At 62.6% G+C, this 21,520-nt stretch carries 19 protein-coding genes and 1 riboswitch; of the genes, 8 read left to right on the plus strand and 11 right to left on the minus strand.

Annotated elements, in window-relative coordinates; all coding sequences use genetic code 11:
- Nucleotides 1-4: 4 nt before the first annotated feature.
- Complete coding sequence (locus X771_RS147765; protein ID WP_023669640.1) at nt 5-1,012, minus strand: LysR family transcriptional regulator; 1,008 nt, start codon at nt 1,010-1,012, stop codon at nt 5-7.
- A gap of 293 nt (nt 1,013-1,305) precedes the next feature.
- Here X771_RS147765 and chvE point away from each other — a divergent pair, with 293 nt between their 5' ends.
- The 4 genes from chvE (at nt 1,306) to araD1 (ending at nt 6,512) form a co-directional block, all read left to right on the plus strand.
- The gene (gene chvE / locus X771_RS147760) at nt 1,306-2,376 is read left to right on the plus strand and encodes a multiple monosaccharide ABC transporter substrate-binding protein (protein ID WP_023688685.1); all 1,071 of its coding nucleotides are present in this window, start codon (nt 1,306-1,308) and stop codon (nt 2,374-2,376) included.
- A 122-nt stretch (nt 2,377-2,498) separates the two neighbouring features.
- Nucleotides 2,499-4,031 (plus strand): multiple monosaccharide ABC transporter ATP-binding protein, encoded by a 1,533-nt coding sequence (gene mmsA / locus X771_RS147755; protein WP_023688686.1) that lies wholly within the window; start codon nt 2,499-2,501, stop codon nt 4,029-4,031.
- Nucleotides 4,028-5,314, plus strand: a complete 1,287-nt coding sequence (mmsB, locus tag X771_RS147750; RefSeq protein ID WP_023669637.1) for a multiple monosaccharide ABC transporter permease — start codon at nt 4,028-4,030, stop codon at nt 5,312-5,314. Before mmsA ends, mmsB begins: the two co-directional genes overlap by 4 nt.
- A gap of 202 nt (nt 5,315-5,516) precedes the next feature.
- The gene (araD1, locus tag X771_RS147745) at nt 5,517-6,512 is read left to right on the plus strand and encodes an AraD1 family protein (RefSeq protein WP_023688687.1); all 996 of its coding nucleotides are present in this window, start codon (nt 5,517-5,519) and stop codon (nt 6,510-6,512) included.
- 175 nt (nt 6,513-6,687) lie between these two features.
- Here araD1 and X771_RS147740 read toward each other — a convergent pair whose 3' ends face one another.
- Entirely contained in the window at nt 6,688-7,458 is a 771-nt protein-coding gene (locus X771_RS147740; RefSeq protein WP_023688688.1) for an ABC transporter substrate-binding protein, read from the minus strand.
- Between the two features lie 101 nt (nt 7,459-7,559).
- Nucleotides 7,560-8,654 (minus strand): 2'-deoxycytidine 5'-triphosphate deaminase, encoded by a 1,095-nt coding sequence (locus X771_RS147735; RefSeq protein WP_023688689.1) that lies wholly within the window; start codon nt 8,652-8,654, stop codon nt 7,560-7,562.
- Between the two features lie 140 nt (nt 8,655-8,794).
- A riboswitch (SAM riboswitch) is annotated at nt 8,795-8,872 on the plus strand.
- Nucleotides 8,873-8,929: 57 nt separating this feature from the next.
- Here X771_RS147735 and X771_RS147730 point away from each other — a divergent pair.
- Nucleotides 8,930-10,120, plus strand: a complete 1,191-nt coding sequence (locus X771_RS147730; protein ID WP_023688690.1) for an O-succinylhomoserine sulfhydrylase — start codon at nt 8,930-8,932, stop codon at nt 10,118-10,120.
- Between the two features lie 11 nt (nt 10,121-10,131).
- Here the strand turns inward: X771_RS147730 and X771_RS147725 are convergent, their stop codons facing one another.
- Entirely contained in the window at nt 10,132-11,283 is a 1,152-nt protein-coding gene (locus X771_RS147725; RefSeq protein WP_023688691.1) for a ceramide glucosyltransferase, read from the minus strand.
- 222 nt (nt 11,284-11,505) lie between these two features.
- On the opposite strand from X771_RS147725, the gene apaG reads away from it, so the two are divergent.
- On the plus strand, nt 11,506-11,898 hold the full coding sequence (gene apaG / locus X771_RS147720; RefSeq protein ID WP_023688692.1) for a Co2+/Mg2+ efflux protein ApaG: 393 nt from the start codon (nt 11,506-11,508) through the stop codon (nt 11,896-11,898).
- Between the two features lie 186 nt (nt 11,899-12,084).
- Here apaG and X771_RS147715 read toward each other — a convergent pair whose 3' ends face one another.
- The 3 genes from X771_RS147715 to X771_RS147705 form a co-directional block, all read right to left on the minus strand.
- Complete coding sequence (locus tag X771_RS147715; protein ID WP_031202777.1) at nt 12,085-13,116, minus strand: Hsp33 family molecular chaperone; 1,032 nt, start codon at nt 13,114-13,116, stop codon at nt 12,085-12,087.
- 108 nt (nt 13,117-13,224) lie between these two features.
- Nucleotides 13,225-14,136: an ornithine carbamoyltransferase gene (gene argF, locus X771_RS147710; RefSeq protein WP_023669629.1), complete on the minus strand. Its 912-nt coding sequence runs from the start codon at nt 14,134-14,136 to the stop codon at nt 13,225-13,227.
- A gap of 18 nt (nt 14,137-14,154) precedes the next feature.
- A complete protein-coding gene (locus X771_RS147705; RefSeq protein WP_023669628.1) occupies nt 14,155-15,354 on the minus strand; it encodes an aspartate aminotransferase family protein in 1,200 nt (399 codons plus the stop codon).
- Nucleotides 15,355-15,712: 358 nt separating this feature from the next.
- On the opposite strand from X771_RS147705, the gene X771_RS147700 reads away from it, so the two are divergent.
- Nucleotides 15,713-16,231: a GcrA family cell cycle regulator gene (locus tag X771_RS147700; protein ID WP_023669627.1), complete on the plus strand. Its 519-nt coding sequence runs from the start codon at nt 15,713-15,715 to the stop codon at nt 16,229-16,231.
- A gap of 132 nt (nt 16,232-16,363) precedes the next feature.
- Here the strand turns inward: X771_RS147700 and X771_RS147695 are convergent, their stop codons facing one another.
- From X771_RS147695 to X771_RS147685, 3 genes are all read right to left on the minus strand, one after another.
- Nucleotides 16,364-17,371: a magnesium and cobalt transport protein CorA gene (locus X771_RS147695; RefSeq protein WP_023669626.1), complete on the minus strand. Its 1,008-nt coding sequence runs from the start codon at nt 17,369-17,371 to the stop codon at nt 16,364-16,366.
- Nucleotides 17,372-17,466: 95 nt separating this feature from the next.
- The gene (gene phoU / locus X771_RS147690; RefSeq protein ID WP_023688694.1) at nt 17,467-18,189 is read right to left on the minus strand and encodes a phosphate signaling complex protein PhoU; all 723 of its coding nucleotides are present in this window, start codon (nt 18,187-18,189) and stop codon (nt 17,467-17,469) included.
- A 115-nt stretch (nt 18,190-18,304) separates the two neighbouring features.
- Entirely contained in the window at nt 18,305-19,570 is a 1,266-nt protein-coding gene (locus X771_RS147685; protein WP_023688695.1) for an ATP-binding protein, read from the minus strand.
- 102 nt (nt 19,571-19,672) lie between these two features.
- On the opposite strand from X771_RS147685, the gene ppk2 reads away from it, so the two are divergent.
- Entirely contained in the window at nt 19,673-20,578 is a 906-nt protein-coding gene (gene ppk2, locus X771_RS147680; RefSeq protein ID WP_023688696.1) for a polyphosphate kinase 2, read from the plus strand.
- Between the two features lie 201 nt (nt 20,579-20,779).
- Here ppk2 and X771_RS147675 read toward each other — a convergent pair whose 3' ends face one another.
- Nucleotides 20,780-21,418 carry a GNAT family N-acetyltransferase gene (locus X771_RS147675; protein WP_023681954.1) on the minus strand — a complete coding sequence of 213 codons (639 nt, stop codon included), beginning with the start codon at nt 21,416-21,418 and terminating at the stop codon, nt 20,780-20,782.
- Nucleotides 21,419-21,520: the final 102 nt, after the last annotated feature.

Below are 21,520 nucleotides of genomic sequence, written 5' to 3' on the forward strand. Positions count from 1 at the left end.
GTTCCTATCCCACTTCCCGCAAGATAAAATCGTGCAGCATCTTGGCTGCCGGGGACAGCACGCGGTTCTTCACAGTGATCAGGCTGTAGGGCCTGACCTCGATGTCGAACTCGGTCTGGACGACGTCGATGGCGCCGGCGAGACCGTCGGGGTTCTGGATGAATTTTGCCACCTGGATCGACACCGGGGCGATGGCGTCGGACTGCGCCACCATCACCAAGGTCAGCAGCAGCGAAGACGTGTTGAGGATGCGGTCCGGCAGGGCGATGTTGCGGTTCAGGAAATTGCTCTCCATCGCCTGGCGCAGCGGCGACCCGCCCGACTGGAACACCCAGTCGAAGGCGGCGGTGTCCTCCAGCCGCACCGCCCTCCCATTGTTGAGAGGATGGCCGTTGCTCAGCGGGTGGCCTCGGCGCACGATCAGGCAGGCCTTCTCGACGCCGATGACGCGCGATTCGAACAGGCGCGGATTGAGGTCTTCGGGAACACGGGCGATGATGAAATCATGGCGCGTGGCGATCAGTTCGCGCGCCAGCACATTCGACGTCTCGACCTGCATGGTAATCTCGATGCGCGGATAGAGGCGGCGTATCTCGCGGATCGCCGGGACCGCCAGTTCGATCGCCGGCGCCGTCACCGCGCCAAGGAACACCGAGCCGCCCTTGCCGGCCTTGAGCTCCGATATTTCGCGGTCGGCCTCGCGCATTTCGAGCAGGATCGAGCGCGCGCGCCGCGCCAGCGCCTTGCCGTAAGGGGTGAGCGTGATGCCGCGCGGCAGCCTTTCGCACAGCTTGACCTCAAGCACCGCTTCCATCTCGGAAATCATGCGCGAGGCCGCCGGCTGCGAGATGTTCATCACCTGGGCGGCAGCGCTCACCCGACCGTGATCGTCGAGTGCTGCGATCATGCGCATGTGACGCAGGCTCAAGCCGCTGCGCAGAAGTGTCTCGCCATCGCCGGGCAATTCATCGTAACCGCTTGAAATTCCCTGAGGACCTCGTAAAGCCGCCATGCCTTTTCCCGCTTCCGCCACTGTTCCAGCCCGGTTTAGTCATATACCGGTTTTGGTATAGCAACCACCGAAGATCGCATTTGACAGTTATGGCAAAGGGTCACACTTTCGCGCGTCCTCAAGACCTGACGGTCGATGACGAGCAAAATCGTATCGATTTAAATCAAGACTGAGGGCCGATTGGGAGGATACCGGAGATCGATTATGACGGCGGCGGCGCTTTGGCGCATCCGCCCGACTGCGCGGCCCGCGAAGCCCCGAGGTGTCGCGTCCATCAACCAGGGAGAGTTTACGTGAAAATCATCAAGACACTGGCCGCCGTCGCGGCCCTTGGCATCGCTGCCATGACCTACTCGGCGCACGCAGCCGACAAGGGTCTTGTCGGCGTGCTGATGCCGACCAAGACCTCGCAGCGCTGGATCAATGACGGCGATGCCGTCAAGTCCCAGCTCGAAGCTCTCGGCTACACGGTCGACCTGCAGTACGCGCAGGACGACATCCCCAACCAGCTCAGCCAGCTGGAAAACGAAATCACCAAGGGCCCGAAGGCGCTGATCATCGCTTCGATCGACGGCACGACCCTGTCGGACGCGCTGCAGAAGGCCGCTGACGCCGGCGTCGTCGTCGTCGCCTATGACCGCCTGATCAAGAAGACCGCCAATGTCGATTACTACACCACCTTCGACAATTTCGGCGTCGGCGTGATCCAGGCGAACTCGCTGGTCAAGGGCCTCAAGGAGCGCTTCCCGAACACCAAGCCGTGGAACGTCGAACTGTTCGGCGGCTCGCCCGACGACAACAACGCCTTCTTCTTCTACAACGGCGCAATCTCGGTGCTGCAGCCGCTGATCGATGACGGCTCGATCAAGATCAAGTCCGGCCAGACCGGCATGGACAAGGTCGGCACGCTGCGCTGGCTCGCCGCTACCGCCCAGGCGCGCATGGACAACCTTCTGTCGGCCAACTACTCGGACGGCAGCCGCGTCGATGGCGTTCTGTCGCCCTATGACGGCCTGTCGCGCGGTATCACCGCTTCGCTGCGCGCCGTCGGTTACGGTACCGACGCCCAGCCGTGGCCGATCGTGACCGGCCAGGACGCCGAAACCGCTTCGGTCAAGCTGATCATCACGGGCGAGCAATACTCGACCGTGTTCAAGGACACCCGCGAACTGGCCAAGGCCACCGTCGAACTCGTCGACAAGGTGCTCTCGGGCGGCAAGCCGGACGGCCTCGATGAAAAGACCTACAACAACGACGTCAAGGTCGTTCCCTCGATCCTTTTGACGCCGCATGATGTCGACAAGTCGAACTACCAGGCACTGGTCGTCGACTCCGGCTACATCAAGGCCGACGAACTGAAGTAATCCCAGTTACAAAATCAGGGGTCCTGCGCAACGCAGGGCCCCTTTTCGTTCACCAGCGAGCCCGGTATTGTTACCGACCTCGCCGGCAGTGTTTGCCGACCTCTTAAGGAGCGGTAGTTCCCATGGCCTCGACGATTTTGGAGATGCGCGACATCACCAAGACCTTCCCCGGCGTGAAGGCGCTGTCGAACGTCAACCTCAGCGTCGAGGAAGGCGAGATTCATGCCGTTGTCGGTGAAAACGGCGCCGGTAAGTCAACTTTGATGAAGGTTCTGTCGGGCGTCTATCCCGCGGGCACCTATGACGGCCAGATCATTTTTCAGGATCAGGAATGCCACTTCAAAGGCATTCATGACAGCGAACACAAGGGCATCGTCATCATCCACCAGGAACTTGCTCTGGTGCCGATGCTGTCGATCACCGAAAATATCTTCCTCGGCAACGAAAACGCCCGATACGGCGTCATCGACTGGGATGCCAACGAGGCGCGCACCGCTGCCCTGTTGAAGAAGGTGGGCCTCAAGGAGGACCCCAAGACACTGATCACCAATATCGGCGTCGGCAAGCAGCAGCTGGTCGAGATCGCCAAGGCGCTGAGCAAGGACGTCAAGCTTTTGATCCTCGACGAGCCGACCGCGTCGCTCAGCGAGAAAGACAGCCAGGCGCTGCTCGATCTTCTGCTCGAATTCAAGCGCCAAGGCATGACCTCGATCCTGATCTCGCACAAGCTCAACGAGATCAACCGGGTCGCCGACAAGGTAACCGTCATCCGTGACGGGCGCACCATCGAGACGCTGGCCAAGAAGGATATCTCCGAAGACCGCATCATCACCTCGATGGTCGGCCGTTCGCTAGACGACCGCTATCCGCCGCGCGAGCCCAAGATCGGCGAAGTCGTATTCGAGGTGAAGAACTGGTCGGTCTATCACCCGCTCCATGCCGAGCGACAGGTGATCAAGGGCATCGACATCAATGTGCGCAAGGGCGAGGTGGTCGGCATCGCCGGGCTGATGGGCGCTGGCCGCACCGAATTCGCCATGAGCCTGTTCGGCCGCTCCTATGGCCGCCGCATCACCGGCGAAGTGCTGCTCAAGGGCAAGCCGGTCGATGTCTCCTCGGTAAGCAAGGCGGTCCAACACGGCATCGCCTATGTCACCGAGGACCGCAAAACCTACGGCCTCAACCTTATCGACCATATCAAGCATAACATTACGCTGGCCAATCTCGACGGCGTGTCGCGCCACAGCGTGATCGACGACATGCGCGAGCTTGCGGTCGCCAACGACTATCGCAAGAAGACCAATATCCGTGCGTCAAGCGTCTATCAGATGACCGGCAATCTTTCCGGCGGCAACCAGCAGAAGGTGGTGCTGTCGAAATGGTTGTTTGCCGACCCTGACGTGCTGATCCTCGACGAGCCGACACGCGGCATCGATGTCGGCGCCAAATATGAAATCTACACGATCATCGCGCGCCTTGCCTCGGAGGGTAAGGCGATCGTGGTCATCTCGTCGGAAATGCCGGAATTGCTGGGGATTACCGACCGCATCTACGTCATGAACGAAGGGCGCATGGTGGGCGAAATGCCGGCGGCGGAAGCAAGCCAGGAAAAGATAATGCGCGCCATCGTCCGGGGAGAAGGAAAAGCAGCATGAGCACCGAAAGCGCCCCCGCCCCGCAGGGCAACGTCGCCGACGAACAGCGCCCGCGCATCGCCGTCTCGGCGCTGGCGACGAATTTACGCGAATACGGACTGATCATAGCCCTGATCGTCATCATGCTGTTCTTCCAGTTCACCACGTCGGGGACGTTGTTCAAGCCGGTCAACCTCAGCAATCTGGTGCAGCAGAACTCCTTCATCATCGTGATGGCGCTCGGCATGCTGCTGGTGATCGTATCGGGCTATATCGACCTCAGCGTCGGATCGGTCGCCGGTTTCATTGGCGCGCTGGCGGCAAACATGATGGTCATCTGGCAACTCGGACCGCTGAGCAATCCCCTGGTGGTTTCGATCGTCTGCCTGGTCGCGGGTGGCCTGATCGGCGCCGCGCAAGGGTATTGGATCGCCTATCACCGGATACCGAGCTTCATTGTCACGCTGGCCGGCATGCTGATCTTCCGCGGCATTTGCCAGGCGTTGCTTGGCGGCGGCTCGTCGGTGGGTCCGCTTCCCGACGACTTCAAGATGCTCAGCTCCGGCTTCATCCCGGATGTGATCGGCCCACTGACGCTCGTCCCGCCGGTCGTGAACGCAGCCGGCAAGACCATCATGGGCAGCGGCGTGACCCTGCACATGACGACGGTCGTGCTGGGGCTGATCGCCGTGCTCGCCTATGCCTATTTCGGGGTCCGCACCCGGCGCAAACGAGAACGCCATGGTTATGAGGCCGAGCCCTTCACCCTGTTCGTGGTCAAGACGCTGGTCGCCAGCGCGCTGGCGCTGTTCCTAGTCTATGAGTTTGCCAGCTACCGCGGCCTGCCGGTGGTGCTGCTGGTCATGGGCGTGCTGATCACGCTGTTCGTCTTCGTCACCAAGCGCATGACCATCGGGAGGCGCATCTACGCCATGGGCGGCAATCCCAAGGCGGCGCAGCTGTCGGGCATCAACACCGAGCGGCTGACGCTGATGGTGTTCATCAATATGGGCGTGCTGTCGGCGCTTGGCGGCCTGATCATCGCGGCTCGTCTCGGCCAGGCGGTGCCGGCGGCGGGTCTCGGCTCGGAGCTCGACGTCATCGCCGCAGTGTTCATCGGCGGCGCCTCGGCGATGGGCGGCGTCGGCCAGGTCATCGGGGCAGTCGTCGGCGGCTTCATCATGGGCGTGATGAACAACGGCATGTCGATCATGGGCGTCAATGTCGACTGGCAGCAGGTGGTCAAAGGCCTGGTGCTGCTCGGCGCCGTGATCTTCGACGTCTACAACAAGAACAAGGCCTGACAAGCTTCAGGCGAGGCAAGCAGGAGGCATACGATCGCGGCGCAGCCGGCAAGTTGTCGGCACAAGAAGTCCCCCGAGGGATCAAGTTCGCGAGCGCAATCCGGACGAAGAGTTCAACCCGTGGCGCGGCTAGGTCCGAGCCGCGCAGGTCAAGGTTTGCCAAGAGGCATCCAAGGCCAAGCACATGAGAGAGGATTTAATCATGCTGATCTCCCAGATCCTCGACGACGCCGAGACCATCCGCGTCGTCGCCCGCAATGGCGGCGGCAAGACCAGGATCATCAACGGCGCCCGCAGCGTCTATTCGCTGGCCATGGAAGCCGCGCGCACCGGAACGGCCCTCGCCGCGCTGATCGAACGCAAGGGGTTCGGTGAAGCGATAGACCTCGACGCCGTCTACAAGAAGGGCCGGCTGGTGTCGCCGATCAACCATCCCGATCCTGCGCATCTGCATCTGACCGGCACCGGCCTGACCCATCTCGGCTCGGCGGCGACGCGCGATTCCATGCACAAGAAGCTCAGCGATGGCGGCGAGGAGCAGCTTACCGATTCCATGAAGATGTTCCGCATGGGGCTCGAAGGCGGCAAGCCGGCCAAGGGCCAGACCGGCGTGCAGCCGGAATGGTTCTACAAGGGCAACGGCACCATGGCGGTGGCGCCGGGCGCCGCACTGATGTCGCCGGCCTTTGCGCAGGACGCCGGCGAGGAGCCGGAAATCGCCGGCATCTATGTCATCGGCGACGACGGCGCGCCGTTCCGCGTCGGCTTCACGCTGTCGAACGAGTTTTCCGATCATGTTGCCGAGCGGGTGAACTATCTGTTCCTGGCACATTCCAAACTGCGCAACGCCTCGTTCGGGCCGGAAATCCTGATCGGCGACCTGCCGGCCGACGTCAGGGGTTCATCGCGAATCTATCGCGACAGCAATTTGCTGTGGGAAAAGCCGTTCCTGTCGGGCGAAGCGAACATGTCGCACACAATCGCCAATCTCGAACATCATCACTTCAAATATTCGGCCTTCCGCCAGCCGGGCGACGTGCATGTGCACATGTTCGGCACGGCGACGCTGTCCTTTGCCGACGGCATCAAGACTCAGGCCGGCGACGTTTTCGAGATCGAGGCCGCGGATTTCGGCCTGCCGCTGCGCAACCCGCTGGAGATTGAGCAGCCGGTGAAGGTGGCGGTGAAGGCGCTTTGAGAGCGTAATCTCCCCCCTTGAGGGGGAGATGTCGCCGAAGGCGACAGAGGGGGTCGTTGCGCGTGGAGCGCTAAAGTCTTCCGCGGCTGAAAGGCGCTGGCATTCTATGCGCAGCGACCCCCTCTGGCCTGCCGGCCATCTCCCCCTCAAGGGGGGAGATTTGGCAGTTCCAACCTCAATAGATATCGAAATCGAAATACTTGGCCTGGATCTTCTTGTAAGTGCCGTCGGCGACGATGGCGTCTATCGCCGCGTTGAGCTTGTCGCGAAGTGCCGTGTCCTCCAGGCGGACAGCGATGCCGGCTTGCGTCTCGGTGCCCTTGACGTCACCGACAAGCTTGCAGCAGCCGTCGCTCGCCTTCTTCAGCCAGTCCATCAGCACGAATTTGTCGGAGATGACGGCGTCGAGACGGCCGTTCTGCAAGTCGGTGATCGCCTCTTCCTGGGTGGGGTAGAGTTTCGCCTCGGCGCCGGCCTTGCCATAGGCGTCCTGCGCATAGTCGGCCTGGGTGGTCGAGGCCTGCGCGCCCACCGTCTTGCCGGCAAGGGCTGCCGGTTCGGTGGAAGTGAGGTCGCTGTCCTTGGGCGCCACCAGCGCCAGCGGCGTCGTGTAGTATTTGTTGGTGAAGGCGACCTGTTTCTTGCGCTCCTCGGTGATGCTCATCGAGGCGATGATGGCGTCGAACTTTTTCGCCTGCAGCGCCGGGATGATGCCGTCCCAGTCCTGGGTGACGATCTCGCACTCGACCTTCATCTGCGCACACAGCGCATTGGCAATGTCGATGTCGAAGCCCTCGATCTTGCCGTCCGCGGTGATGGTGTTGAAGGGCGGATAAGCGCCCTCGGTGCCGATCTTCAATTTCTCCTGCGCCTCAGCCAGCGAGCCGGCCGATATCACCAGCATGGCAGCGCCCGCTGCCGATATGATCCATCTTGAAATCTGCATTTTGGTTCCCCTTGCGCGCCGTTCTCTTGCCGGCCACCGAAAGGCAGCCAAGCATGGTGAGGCAGCGCAGGCAAGTATTTTGCCTGATGGTGATCGAAGGTTCAGCCGGCGGGGCGGAAATGCTTGGAGAGCTTGAGGCCTTGCGCCTGGTAATTCGAGCCGAGATCGGTGCCGTAAAGCGCCTGCGGCCGCTTCAGCATGTGTTCGTAGACCAGCCGGCCGACGATCTGGCCGTGGTCGAGGATGAACGGCACTTCGTGGCTGCGCACTTCGAGCACCGCCCGGCTGCCGGTGCCGCCTGAGGCCGAATGGCCGAAGCCCGGATCGAAGAAGCCGGCATAGTGAACACGGAATTCGCCAACCAGCGGATCGAAGGGCGTCATCTCGGCGGCGTAGAGCGGCGGCACGTGCACCGCTTCGCGGCTGACCAGGATGTAGAACTCGTCCGGGTCGAGCACCAGTTCGCCGGCGCCGCTCTTATAGAGCGGCTCCCAGAAATCGACGGCATCCTGGGCGGCGCGCTTGTCGACATCGACCAAGCCGGTGTGATGCTTGCCGCGATAGCCGACCAGGCCGTTCTGGTCGCCGTCAAGATCGATCGACAGCGCAATGCCGCCGCCGGAAATGTTGGGCGGCTCGGTCGCCACCAGCATCTCGGCGCGGTGCAATTCGTTCAGCTCTGCCTCCGATAACAGCGCGTTGCCGGTGCGAAAGCGGATCTGCGACAGTCGCGATCCGGCGCGCACGACGATCGGGAAGGTGCGAGGACTGACTTCAAGATAAAGCGGCCCGTGATAGCCGGCGGCGATCTTGTCGAACTCATGGCCGCGATCGGTCATCACCCGGGTGAAGATGTCGAGCCGGCCTGTCGAGCTCTTCGGGTTGGCCGAGGCCGACACGTTTGCGGGCAGCGCCAGGCTTTCGAGCAGCGGCACGATGTAGACGCAGCCGGTTTCCAGGACCGCGCCCTCGGCGAGACTGAACTCATGCAATTTCAGCCGGTGAAGCTTGTCGGCCACCAGATGATCGGGACCCGGCAGGAAGGAGGCGCGCACGCGAAAAGCCTTGTCGCCGAGCCTGAGATCGAGGCTCGCCGGCTGCACCTGGTCGACATCGAGCGCGCGCGGCGACTTCAGCGCGCCGGACTGAAACAGCGCGGAAATGTCCTGATCGGGAAGAATGCCTGTCTGCCGCAAAAGGCTGGCTCCGCTCCAAGGTCGGTCTCTTTGTGGCAGGTTCTTGCCGCAAAACCGCTGGATATTATTGCGGAACCTGCCTGGTACAAACCTCTTAATGAAGCCGGCAATTGACGCAAGCGCAGGTGAGGTCTAAAGGGTCGTTATCCCGTGGTGATTTGGCCGGTCGGCTTGCAGCCACGTTAAACAAGTCGCTAAAGGACCGTCGGGCCGCAAGGCCATATGGACCGGTTGCGACTTTCGCGGCCGGTTTTTTTGTGTCTGGAACAAAAGCGATGAGCACCAAGAAGCGTAACTGGAAGCCTCAGACCGCACTCGTGCACGGGGGAACACTGCGTTCCCAGTTCGGCGAGACGTCGGAAGCGATGTATCTCACCCAGGGCTATGTCTATGAAACGGCGCAGGCCGCGGAAGCCCGTTTCAAGGGCGAGGAGCCGGGCTTCATCTATTCGCGCTATGCCAACCCTACCGTCGACATGTTCGAAAAGCGCATGTGCGCGCTGGAGGGTGCCGAAGATGCGCGCGCCACGGCGTCCGGCATGGCGGCGGTGACGGCAGCGCTCCTGTGCAGCGCCAAGGCCGGCGACCATATCGTTGCGGCGCGCGCGCTGTTCGGCTCCTGCCGCTGGGTGGTGGAGACGCTGGCGCCGAAATACGGCATCGAGGCAACGCTGGTCGACGGCACCGACATCGCCAACTGGGAAAAGGCGGTGCGGCCGAACACGAAACTGTTCTTCTTGGAAAGCCCGACCAATCCGACGCTGGAAGTGGTCGACATCGCAGCGGTGGCGGCGCTCGCCACCTCGATCGGCGCCAGGCTGATCGTCGACAATGTCTTCGCCACGCCCTTGCAGCAGAAGCCCTTGCAGCTCGGCGCCCATATCGTCGTCTACTCCGCGACCAAGCACATTGACGGCCAGGGACGCTGTCTCGGCGGCATCATCCTGTCGGACAAGAAATGGATCGACGAGAATTTGCACGACTATTTCCGCCACACCGGCCCGAGCCTGTCGCCGTTCAACGCCTGGACGCTGCTCAAGGGCCTGGAGACGCTGCCGGTTCGGGTGCGCCAGCAGACTGAAAGCGCGGCCAAGATCGCGGATTTCCTGGCAGGACGGCCGGAAATCGCCCGCGTCATCTATCCCGGCCGCGCCGACCACCCGCAGGCCGACATCGTCAAGAAGCAGATGACAGGCGGATCGACGCTGATCTGCCTCGACATCAAGGGCGGCAAGCAGGCGGCCTTCGCCTTGCAGAACGCGCTCGACATCGTGCTGATCTCCAACAATCTCGGCGACGCCAAGAGCCTGATCACCCATCCGGCGACCACCACGCACAAGAACCTCAGCGACGAAGCTCGCGCCGAGCTTGGCATCGGGCCGGGAACGCTCAGGCTGTCGGTCGGTCTTGAGGATACGGACGATCTGCTGGAGGACGTTGCGCAGGCGCTGAAGGCAGCCGGATAGGCCGCGAGGCGTCACGCTCCCGACGAAACCTCTTCCAGTTCGGCCGTCTTGGTGCCGATGGTCATGATGTTGCCGCGCCAGTCGACGGCGCCGCTCAGCCAGCCGCGCGCCCAGATGGCGGGAAGCATCATGTCGCGCACCATCATCGCCGGGACCATGCGCAGCGACAGGTGCCAGCCCTTGGCCGCGGCCAGCGCGCATTCGGGAATGTAGGCCGCCGTCAGCACGGCCAACACCGTGGCCGGCAGGCTGATGCCGGCACTTGCGGCCGCCACCAGCGCCAACGCCAGCGGCACGGCGACGCCGGTCAGGATCTCGGGTGCGAAAAACAGCGGGAAAGTGACGCGGCGCAACCGCGCCCAGCGCGCCTGGCGCGACCAGATGTCGGCAAGTCGGCGCTGCCCCAGTGGTTGCTCGAAAGGCGAGGCAACGAGATTGACGTGCAGGCCCAGTCCGTTGACCAGCTTGGTTGCAGCAGCATCCTCGGCGATCTCGGCGGCCAGCGCGCGGATACCGCCACTGGTATCGAGCATCGGCTTGTTCCACAGCATGCTCTTGCCTTGGGCAAAGCCGAGACCGAGCGCCTCGCCGGCATATTGCCAGCGCGCCTGCAGCGTGTTGAGGAACGCGCATTCGACCTCGGCCCAGAAGCCATCCGGCCGCGAGCCGATCGGCGTCGAGCAGATAAGCCCGGTATTGGTCCGCCAGGCCGCCATCAGGTGCTGGACGTAATCCCTAGGCATCAGCACGTTGGAATCCGCCAGAATAACCCAATGATAGCGCGCCGCTTCCCAGCCCTTGACGCAGTTGTTGAGCTTCGGGTTGCTGCTGACGCGGTCGTCGCCGATCAGCAGCCGGGTCGGCACGTTGGGAAACAGGACGATCGCCCTGTTTATCAGTTCGACGACCGGGTCGTCGGCGTGAGCGACGCAGAAGATCAGTTCGTAGATCGGCCAGTCAAGCGAGAAAGCTCGCTGCAGCGTCTCTTGTGTGAACGGCTCCACGCCGCGCGACGGCACGACGATCGAGACCGGCGGCTGCTCGTTGGACGGCGGAGGGATGAGACGGCGCGCTTTCAGCTTCGACGATGCAAGCAGGATGCTGGCGAGATTGGAAAGAAGCAAAGCGGAGGAAGCGAAGGCGGCTGTGAGAGCTGGTTCCATCGAGATCTGGTCACTCCGGAAAGGCCGCTCGCGGCTGCTTTGTCAGTCGACAGATGGGCCTTGAGTCGCCGGCAAGGTTTGCGCACACCAACATTGTCATGTGTCACTTAAATGACATTGTTTGTCGGCACCTGCGCTTTGAGGCTGGCAGGACATGCCGCTCTGCGCGTATCAAACCGCATGGCGCGACAAATGTTCCCTGCCGCGCAACCGGAGCAGCCCATGTACCGCGCCGTCACGCGCAACATCGAAGTGCAGGTCAGACCGTTTTACCTGGAGGACCGCTCGGACCCGGCGGAGAACCGTTATGTCTGGGGCTACCAGGTGACGATCGACAACCAGTCGGACGATTTCGTGCAGCTTATGTCGCGTTACTGGCACATCACCGACGGCAGCGGCCGGGTCGAGGAAGTGCGCGGCGCCGGCGTGGTCGGCGACCAGCCTGAGCTCAATCCCGGCGACAGCTATCAATACACGTCAGGCTGCCCGCTATCGACGCCGTCCGGCTTCATGGTCGACCACTACACCATGCGCAACAAAAAGGGCGAGACGTTCGACGTCGCTATTCCCGCGTTTTCGCTGGATCTGCCGGGGACCCGACTGACGGTGAATTAGGGGTTTTCTCCCCGTCACTATACGGGGAGAAATGCCCGGCAGGGCAATGAGGGGCAGCGCCAGACTCATGAGGTTATCTTCCACGCACATGACCTAGGCTATGCGCGGCCATTCACCAAAGTTCGCGCTGCCCCTCATCCGCCCTTCGGGTACCTTCTCCCCGTGAACGGGGAGAAGGTAGAGATGCTACTGAGCTGCAAACTCCGCCGGGTCGAAGTCGTACTGCTTCGAGCAGAACTCGCAGGCGACGTGGATGCCGCCATCTTCGGTGCTGTCCTTGATTTCCTGCGCGGAAAACCCCTCGAGGATGCCGCGTATCTTGTCCCTTGAGCAGGAACATTGGTCGGCAACCGGCACGCCGCCGAAGACGCGCACGCCATGTTCGTGGAACAGCCTGTAGAGCAGCCGCTCGGCGCCGATGGTCGGGTCGATCAGCTCGGTCGGCTCGATGGTGCCGAGCAGCGCCACCAGCTCGCGCCAAGAATTGTCGGCCGGCTCGTTCATCACGTCGCGCGGATCGCCGTCGCCCCCCGAAATGTCGGGCACGCGCATGCGCTCGGGCGACTGCGGCAGGAACTGCGCCAGGATACCGCCGGCGCGCCACTGCTCGCGCGCACCGCCGGGGCCGGGCGTCAGCAGCTTGGCCACCGACAGCCTGAGGTCGGTCGGGATCTGCTCCGACTGGCGGAAATAGGTGCGCGCGGCGTCTTCCAGCGTCTCGCCGTCGAGCTGGACGATGCCCTGATAGCGCTGCGTGTGCGCCCCCTGGTCGATGGTCAGCGCCAAAACGCCGCTGCCCAGCAGCGTCTGCTGCGAGGTCTGGCCTGCGGCCACCAGGGCCTCCAGCCGGTCGGCATCGAAGCGCGCATAGGCGCGCAATGCCGAGGGCGTGGAGAAATCCGCGACCAGCATGTCGACAGGCCCGTCGGTGCGGGTCTGCAGGATGAACTTGCCCTCGAATTTGAGCGAGGTGCCGAGCAGCACCGTCAGCACACAGGCTTCCGCCAGCAGGCGGGCGACCGGCTCGGGATAGTCATGACGGTTGAGGATGGCGTCGAGCATCGGCCCGAGCTGCACGGTGCGGCCGCGCACGTCGAGCGGGCCTACCTCGAAGGGCACGACATGATCGTCGCCGGCATAGCCGAACTCGCCGAGTTTGGGGTGATGTTCAGTCACTTGATGCGTTTCCAACATGACAAAGCTCCAGGGCGCGGCCATGCGGCCCGGAGGGGTGCATGCGTCCAAACGCGCTTGATTTGCGTGATGGGGCGCAAATAGGCATCGCGCCGCCCCGGATCAAGCGCTTGGAGATCAAGCGCCTGGAGATCAAGCGCCCAGACACCAGGCCAAAACCGCCTTCTGGGCGTGGAGCCGGTTCTCGGCTTCGTCGAAGACAACCGAATGCGGACCGTCGATGACCTCGTCGGTGACTTCCTCGCCGCGATGCGCCGGCAGGCAGTGCATGAACAGGGCGTCGGGCTTGGCCCTCGCCATCAGCGCCGCATTGACCTGATAGGGCGAGAAGACATTGTGGCCGCGGGCGCGGTGTTCCTGGCCCATCGACACCCAGCAGTCGGTGACGATGCAGTCGGCTTGGTCGACGGCTTCCTCGGGCGAGCGGGTGAAGTGCAGCTTGCCGCCATTGCTCTTCGACCAGTCGATATGCTTTTGCGCCGGCTCGCTGCCTTCCGGCACTGCGACGTTCAGGTTGAAGCGGAACCGCGCCGAAGCTTCGAGCAGCGAATGCAGCACGTTGTTGCCGTCGCCGGTCCAGGCGATGGTCTTGCCGGCAACCGGACCGCGATGCTCCTCGAAGGTCATGATGTCGGCCATCAGCTGACAGGGATGGGTGTCGTCGGTCAGCCCGTTGATGACCGGAATCGTGGCATTCTCGGTCAGCTCGAGCAGCCGCTCATGCGACGTGGTGCGGATCATGATGGCGTCGACATAGCGCGACAGCACCTTGGCGGTGTCGGCAATGGTCTCGGAGCGGCCGAGCTGCATTTCGGTGCCGGTCAGCATGATGGTCTCGCCGCCGAGCTGTCGCATGCCGACGTCGAAGGACACGCGCGTGCGCGTCGACGGCTTGTCGAAGATCATGGCCAGCACCTTGCCTTCGAGCGGTTTGGTCCGTTCGCCGGCCTTGAGGCGCGCCTTGCGCACAACCGCATCGTCCAGCATCAGGCGCAGATCGCCTTCGGAAACGGCGGAAAGATCGGTGAAATGGCGAAGGCTCATCGGGAATGGTTCTCGGGATTACTTCGCGGCGGCCGCGGCGATGGCGTCGGTCAGGCCCTTGGCGCCGGCGCGGATGCGATCGAGCGCTTCGCCGATCTCGGCGTCGGTGACGGTCAGCGGCGGCAGCAGACGAATGACGTTGTCGCCTGCCGGCACCGCCAGCAGATGCTGGTCGCGCAGCGCCATGTTGACCTTGGTGTTGGGCATGGCGCATTTCAGGCCAAGCATCAGGCCGCTGCCCCTGATGCCTTCGATGACATCGGGAAATTCGTCGGCAACCGCCGCCAGGCCCTGCTTCATCAGCAATGCCTTGCGCTGGACGTCTTCGAGGAAGCCGTCTTCCAGCACGACGTCGAGCACAGCGTTGCCGACCGCCATGGCCAGCGGATTGCCGCCGAAAGTGGTGCCATGCACGCCTGCCGTCATGCCGACGACAGCGTCGTCGGTGGCGAGGCACGCGCCCATCGGGAAGCCGCCGCCAATGCCCTTGGCAATCGCCATGATGTCGGGCGTCACGCCGGTCCATTCATGCGCGAACAGCTTTCCGGTGCGACCGATACCGCACTGGACCTCATCGAAGATCAGCAGCAGGCCGTGCTGGTCGCAGAGCTGCCGCAGCCGTTTCAAGGATTGCGTCGGCACCGGGCGGATGCCGCCCTCGCCTTGCACCGGTTCGATCAGGATCGCGGCGGTCTCTGGTGTGATCGCCTTCTCGGCGGCGTCGATGTCGTCGAAGCCGACCTGGTCGAAGCCTTCGACCTTGGGCCCAAAACCTTCGAGATATTTGTACTGGCCGCCGGCGGCGATGGTCGCCAGCGTGCGGCCGTGGAAGGCGCCTTCGAAGGTGACGACCCGGAAGCGCTCGGGATGGCCCTTGACGAACTGGTAGCGCCGCGCCGTCTTGATCGCGCATTCGAGCGCCTCGGCGCCGGAATTGGTGAAGAACACCTTGTCGGCGAAGGTGGCGTCAGCCAGCCGCTCGCCGAGCCGGGTCTGCCCCGGGATCTCGTAGAGATTGGAGACGTGCCAGAGCTTGGCCGCCTGTTCGGTCAGCGCCGAGACCAGATGCGGATGGCTGTGGCCCAACGAATTGACCGCGATGCCGCCAGCGAAATCGAGATATCGCTCGCCCTTGTCGGTAACCAGCCAGGTGCCTTCGCCATGATCGAAGGCCAAAGGGGCGCGGGCAAAGGTCTCGTAAAGCGCCGAACCGCTCATTATATGCGTCTCCGGTACCGGAAAAATCAAAAAAGCCGCCAAAGCGGCGGCCTTTGCGGCTTATCGTGTTTTTCGGCCATGAAGTCAACGAAAACGTCGTGCAGAGGCGCGTGGCCAGCTCCCGACGAGACGCCGGCTCATAAGCGACCGGGCAAGTTGGGGAAAACCTAAAAAACCGATTCGTGTTGCACCTGGGACTCTTGTCACCGAGTCAACACATGAGGTAATTGTAGTCGGGAAATAACTAGATTTCGTGCGGCGGACCTAATCACCTAATATATGTGGTGTCTGCCCCGGCAAAGATTGCCGGGTCGGGAACGGATTCCGGCTGCCGCACACTTAGCAGGAGCGCGGTCTCATGAACTGGACTGACGAGCGGGTCGAACTTCTCAGGAAACTGTGGTCGGAGGGCTTGAGCGCAAGCCAGATCGCCGCACAACTCGGCGGGGTCAGCCGCAACGCGGTCATCGGCAAGGTGCACCGGCTGAAGCTGTCGGGCCGCGGACGCTCGACCGCGACGCCGGCGCGTCAGAAGAAGACAACGCAGGGATCTTCGATCCAGAAATCGGTGCCGCGCGCCGCAACCACGCAGCGCCATGTCACGACGTCGATCGGGGCGAACGCGCTGCAGGCGCAGTTCGACGCCGAGCCAGTGGCGCGCCACTACATCCGCCCGGTCGAAAACGTCGTCGTGCCGATCTCGCGGCATCTGCAGCTCACCGATCTCACCGAGCGCACCTGCAAATGGCCGAATGGCGACCCGCTGTCGGAAGACTTCAACTTCTGCGGCAACGAGGCGGCCGAAACCGGACCTTACTGCAAGTACCACGCAAGGGTGGCGTTCCAGCCGGCTTCAGAGCGGCGCAGAAGCCGGTAGTTAGGAATAGGGATTGGGGACTGGGCAGTAGGGAATGGGGTAGCGCTCGTGAGGCGCTACCTTATTCTGCCTACTGCCTACTGCCTACTGCCTACTGCCTACTGCCTACTGCCTACTGCCTACTGCCTACCATCACAGCCACCCACTCTTCCGAAATCGCCAATACAAAAACGAGCAGATCAGCGCGATCGAGACCAATACGACGGGATAGCCGTATTGCATCTTCAGCTCCGGCATGTCGTCGAAATTCATGCCGTAAATGCCGGCGAGCGCCGTCGGCACCGCCAGGATCGCGGCCCATGAGGCCAGCTTCTTGGTGTTCGCGGTTTCCTGGCTCTGGCCGACCAGCAGGCTGGCTTCGAAAGCGAAGGCCAGAACCTCGCGCAGGCTGTCGATCTTTTCCTGCACGGTGCGGATATGATCGGTGACATCGCGAAACAGCGGATGCATGGCGGTATGGATCTGCGGCAGGTCGGCGCTGGTCAGCCGGCGGCAGACCTCGACCAGCGGCAGCGCCGCATTGCGCAGGCGCAACAGATCGCGGCGCAGCATATAGAGCCGCTCGATGTCGGGACCGGTCATCGGCTTCAGCAGCACCCTGTCCTCGATCGCCTCGACCTCGTCCTCGATCTGCTCGAGCACCGGCATGTAGTTGTCGACGATGAAGTCGAGAATGGCGTAGAGGACGAAATCCTCGCCCTTGGCCAGTGAGTGCGGACAGCTTTCCCAGTGCTGGCGCACGGCGGCGTATGAGGTCGAGGGACCATGCCTGACGCTGACGATATAGCCTGAGCCGACGAACAGATGCGTCTCGCCGAAGGTGACGCGTCCGTCGATCAGCTGTGCAGTGCGGGCAACGATGAACAGCGCATCGCCATATTGCTCGATCTTCGGCCGCTGGTGCGGATGTTCGGCGTCTTCAATCGCCAGCTCATGCAAATGGAATTGCGCCTTGACGCGCAGCAGAAGCTCGCGGTCGGGTTCGAGCAGCCCGATCCAGACGACATGGCCCGACTTCTTGGCCCATTCACCGGCTTCCTCGATCGGAATGTCGGCGATGCGCTTGCCGGCGGTGTAGACGCTCGACGCGATGATGCCGGACGATGCCGGCGCCGGCTTGAACTCTCGGACATATTCCATCGCAGCCTCCTGAGCGCCTGGCCTTGGCCAGGAACCGAGACGCTAACATCCGGGTAGTTTAGCGCAATATGATTAAGCGTTCGAGGGGCGCGCGATCACTTCACCGGCAGCGCCGGAAGGGCAATCTTGTCGGTCTTGTCGCCCTTTGGACGCTCGGCCGGCAACTGCTCGCCGGTGACGATGTAGTAGATCGTCTCGGCAATGTTGGTGGCGTGGTCGCCGATGCGCTCGATGTTCTTGGCGCAAAACAGCAGATGCGTGCACGGCGTGATGTTGCGCGGATCTTCCATCATGTAGGTCAAAAGCTCGCGAAACAGCGAGGTGTACATGGCATCGATCTGGTCGTCGCGGTCGCGAACGAAGCCTATTTTCTCGACCGAGCGCGAGGCATAGACGTCGAGCACTTCCTTGAGCTGGGTCAAAGCGAGTTCGGCCAGCGCCTCGAGGCCGCGAAACAGGCTGGTCGGCTGGCGGCCATCAATGACGCTGACCACACGCTTGGCGACGTTCTTGGCGAGGTCACCGACCCGTTCGAGGTCGGCCGAAATGCGGATGGCGCCGACGATCTCGCGCAGATCGGTCGCCATGGGCTGGCGCTTGGCGATGATGACGATGGCTTTGTCGTCGATTTCGCGCTGGCCCTCGTCAAGCACGATGTCGTCGCGGATGACCTTCTGGGCGAGGCCGGGATCGGCATTGACCAGCGCCTGGATCGCCTGCTCGACCATGCGCTCGGCATGGCCGCCCGTCGCAGCGATGCGCTTCGCCAGGTATTTCAGCTCTTCGTCATAGGCGCTGACAATGTGTACGGACTGCATGGGCGAAATGCCTTCCTTAAATCTTTGGCCTTTTGAGTCGTTTCCTCGACCCCTGTGCTGATACGCTAGCCGGATGACAGAAAGAAGAAACAGGCAGTTAGCAGATAGTACCGCCTCAGCCTGCCGGCAAATGGACCGTGAACGCCGCGCCCTTGCCAACCTCCGACTTGATCGAAAGCCGGGCGTTGTGGCGCGTCAGAATATGCTTGACGATGGACAGGCCAAGACCGGTGCCTTTCTGCGTGCGGCTGCTCTCCACGTCGACGCGATAGAAGCGCTCGGTAATGCGCGGTATGTGCTCTTCCGGGATGCCCGGGCCGTAGTCCCTGATGGTTACATCGATGCCCGGTTCCGGGCCGGCCTCGCCCCGCGCGATCGACACCGTGACGCGTCCGCCAGGCTGGCCGTATTTGCAGGCGTTTTCCAAGAGATTCTCGAACACCTGGAACAGCTCGTCGCGGTCTCCGGGCACGTCGAGCGGCCCCTCGGCGTAGTCGCGTTCGATGACGACGCCGTTCTCGCTGGCGAGCGGGCCTAGTGAATCGATGACGCTGTCGATGGTCTGGCGCAGATCGACCTCGGTTCCCGGCCTCAGGTAAGGCTTCATTTCAAGCCTCGACAGCGACAGGAGATCGTCGATGAGGCGCGCCATGCGGCCGGTCTGGTTCTGCATGATCTGCAGGAACTGCTCGCGCGCCGCCGGATCGTTGCGGGCCGGGCCGCGCAACGTCTCGACGAAGCCCGAGATTGAAGCAAGCGGGGTGCGCAACTCGTGGCTGGCATTGGCTATGAAGTCAGCGCGCATGCGGTCGATGCGGCGCGTCTCACTCTGGTCCTTGAATACCAGCACATAGAGATCGGTGGCGTGGCCGACCGAGGACGCGCTGACCCGGTAGGCCCGTTCCACCGGCAGCTTCTCGGTGTAGTCGACGGCATCGGAGGCGACGGTTCCCGACAGCACGCCGTCCAGCAAGGCCTGCATTTCCGGCGCGCGGAATTTTAGCGACAGCGACAGGCCGGGCGCGATACCGACAAAGGCGGCAAAGGCGGCGGCATTGGCGTGGACGATGGTGGCGGTGCGGTCGAAGATGATCAGCGGATCGGCAACGGCAGCCGCAAGATATTCGCCGGAAAGCCGCTGCAGCCCACTCGCCTCGATCGTGGCAATGGTCTCAGCGGACCGGCTGGCGCCACCGGTTGGCAGAAGCGCGGCGGCCAGCAGCACCGTCAACGCAGCCATGACCACATAGGCGGAGATACCGGCAAACCCATAAACGGCCATGATGGCGATCGCACCGGCGGCAAGCAGCCATCGGCTGTTCCACAGCCGGCCGGCGACGGCTTGCCCCGTGGTTGTCCGCTCTGCGCCGGTGTCAGCCATTCGTGCTTTCCGTGCTTCTGTGCCGGTCTCGCCGAAACTTCCGCTGGACCGGGTTTGAGGCCCCCCATAGCATGAGTCCGCAAGCTGGAAAGGTTCGTCTCGATGAAAAAAGCCAAGGAAAGTCCCGCCGCAGAGCCGGCAAAGGGGCCGCTGAAGATCAAGGTGGACGGCAAGGAGCGGGAGTTCGACATCGAAAACCCTGAGCTTCCCAGCTGGATCGAGGACCACAAACTGACCGCAGGCGACTACCCCTACGACAAGAAAATGAAGAGCGAGGAGTATGACGAGACGCTGGAGCGGCTGCAGATCGAACTGGTCAAGGCGCAGGCCTGGCTCCGGGCGACCGGCAGCAGAGTGATGTCGCTGTTCGAGGGGCGCGATGCCGCCGGCAAGGGCGGCACCATCTCGGTGCTGCGCCAGTATCTCAATCCTCGAACCGCGCGCAATGTGGCGCTGACCAAGCCGACCCCAACCGAAGTCGGGCAATGGTACTACCAGCGCTACGTCGCCCATTTCCCGACATCGGGCGAATTCGTCACCTTCGACCGGTCCTGGTACAACCGCGGCGGCGTCGAGCCGGTGATGGGATTCTGCACACCGGAACAGCATGCAAAATTCCTCGACGAGACGCCGCATTTCGAGCGGATGATCTCCAACGACGGCATCTATTTCTTCAAATTCTGGCTCAACATCGGCCGCGAAACCCAGCTCGAACGGTTTCACGACCGCCGCTGGTCTCCGCTGAAGAACTGGAAGTTCTCGCCGATCGATATTGCCGGCATTACCAAATGGGACGACTACACCAAGGCGCGCGACCAGATGGTCGAGTGCACGCACAAGCAGTTCGCGCCCTGGATCATCGTGCGGGCCAATGACAAGCGGCGCTCGCGGCTGGCCGTCATGCGGCGCATCCTGTTGTCGCTGCCCTATGATGGGCGCGATCTCGACGCCATCGGCAAGGAAGACAAAAAGATCGTCGGCGAAGGGCCGTCGTTTCTCGAGAAGTAGAGACTGGCCTCGATAGGCAGAGGCTGAAATTACAGAGCCCACCCCCACACGGAGGTGGGCTCTGTGGCCATTGTCTAAAGCGCATCGCATTTGAACGGATTCACGCGACGCGCTTTAGGTCTTTGTTTCATGCATGTCGTTCTCTCAAAACCGGGGCCACTTTGAGCGACATGCATTAAAGCGCGTCGGGTGAAGACAGTCTCACGACGCCTGCCGCATGCCGAGCATGTGGGGGGTGCCTCTGGCCAACACCGGGGCGTGATGGTTGCGGCGCGAACGCACGACATCCAGCGTATGCTCGTTGAAGGTCAGCAGTGTGGCGACGACCTGCTGGTTGCCATAGGTGCGCTGGTACCCGAGCGGCGTCGCCAGGAAGTGCAACTGCAGCGTCCGCAGCACCCACACCGGCTCGACCTCGATAATGACCTGATCGACATTGCGAGCAAGGCCCCATTCGACGAAGCCGGCGATCAGTTCGGTGCCGACCGTAGACACGCCGCGCTTGCCATCGCGAAAGCCTGGCGCCACCGCGTAACGGGTTAGCTCCCAGACATTCGGTCCCGAAGGGCGCTTTCCCTCGCAGAGTTCCGGCATCACATCGCTAAGGAGATGCGGCCGTGTGGTCGGCAGCATCCGATGATAGCCTGCAAGCTCGCCATTGCGTATGACAAGGTGGTGTTCGGCCTCATCATGGTCGAATTGATCGATTTCGAGGCCGTCCGGGCGATCGAGATCGGTCCACCGCATCTCATCGACGAAGACCTTGTAACGCAGGCGATGGACGGCCTCCCATAGGTCGGGACGTTCCATCAGTTGTTGAGTGGTAAGGGAAAATAGCATTAGCCGTCTCCTGGGCTTAAGAGGAAGATACGGCCGGGCTTTCCCGAAAAAATTGCGCGAAGGTGTTGGCAAGGATTTCCAGGCTGCCACAGCCGACATGGC

The sequence above is a fragment of the Mesorhizobium sp. LSJC269B00 genome, from assembly GCF_000502815.1.
In the GTDB taxonomy this organism is placed as follows: domain Bacteria; phylum Pseudomonadota; class Alphaproteobacteria; order Rhizobiales; family Rhizobiaceae; genus Mesorhizobium.

Bases quoted from the DNA above. Each gene is read 5' to 3' on its own strand.
- apaG (WP_023688692.1), top strand. From the start codon at position 11,506: ATGTACCGCGCCGTCACGCGCAACATCGAAGTGCAGGTCAGACCGTTT.
- X771_RS147765 (WP_023669640.1), bottom strand. From the start codon at position 1,012: ATGGCGGCTTTACGAGGTCCTCAGGGAATTTCAAGCGGTTACGATGAA.
- X771_RS147705 (WP_023669628.1), bottom strand. From the start codon at position 15,354: ATGAGCGGTTCGGCGCTTTACGAGACCTTTGCCCGCGCCCCTTTGGCC.
- X771_RS147730 (WP_023688690.1), top strand. From the start codon at position 8,930: ATGAGCACCAAGAAGCGTAACTGGAAGCCTCAGACCGCACTCGTGCAC.
- X771_RS147685 (WP_023688695.1), bottom strand. From the start codon at position 19,570: ATGGCTGACACCGGCGCAGAGCGGACAACCACGGGGCAAGCCGTCGCC.
- mmsA (WP_023688686.1), top strand. From the start codon at position 2,499: ATGGCCTCGACGATTTTGGAGATGCGCGACATCACCAAGACCTTCCCC.
- argF (WP_023669629.1), bottom strand. From the start codon at position 14,136: ATGAGCCTTCGCCATTTCACCGATCTTTCCGCCGTTTCCGAAGGCGAT.
- araD1 (WP_023688687.1), top strand. From the start codon at position 5,517: ATGCTGATCTCCCAGATCCTCGACGACGCCGAGACCATCCGCGTCGTC.
- mmsB (WP_023669637.1), top strand. From the start codon at position 4,028: ATGAGCACCGAAAGCGCCCCCGCCCCGCAGGGCAACGTCGCCGACGAA.
- X771_RS147740 (WP_023688688.1), bottom strand. From the start codon at position 7,458: ATGCAGATTTCAAGATGGATCATATCGGCAGCGGGCGCTGCCATGCTG.
- X771_RS147725 (WP_023688691.1), bottom strand. From the start codon at position 11,283: ATGGAACCAGCTCTCACAGCCGCCTTCGCTTCCTCCGCTTTGCTTCTT.
- X771_RS147700 (WP_023669627.1), top strand. From the start codon at position 15,713: ATGAACTGGACTGACGAGCGGGTCGAACTTCTCAGGAAACTGTGGTCG.
- X771_RS147695 (WP_023669626.1), bottom strand. From the start codon at position 17,371: ATGGAATATGTCCGAGAGTTCAAGCCGGCGCCGGCATCGTCCGGCATC.
- X771_RS147675 (WP_023681954.1), bottom strand. From the start codon at position 21,418: ATGCTATTTTCCCTTACCACTCAACAACTGATGGAACGTCCCGACCTA.
- phoU (WP_023688694.1), bottom strand. From the start codon at position 18,189: ATGCAGTCCGTACACATTGTCAGCGCCTATGACGAAGAGCTGAAATAC.
- ppk2 (WP_023688696.1), top strand. From the start codon at position 19,673: ATGAAAAAAGCCAAGGAAAGTCCCGCCGCAGAGCCGGCAAAGGGGCCG.
- X771_RS147715 (WP_031202777.1), bottom strand. From the start codon at position 13,116: ATGGCCGCGCCCTGGAGCTTTGTCATGTTGGAAACGCATCAAGTGACT.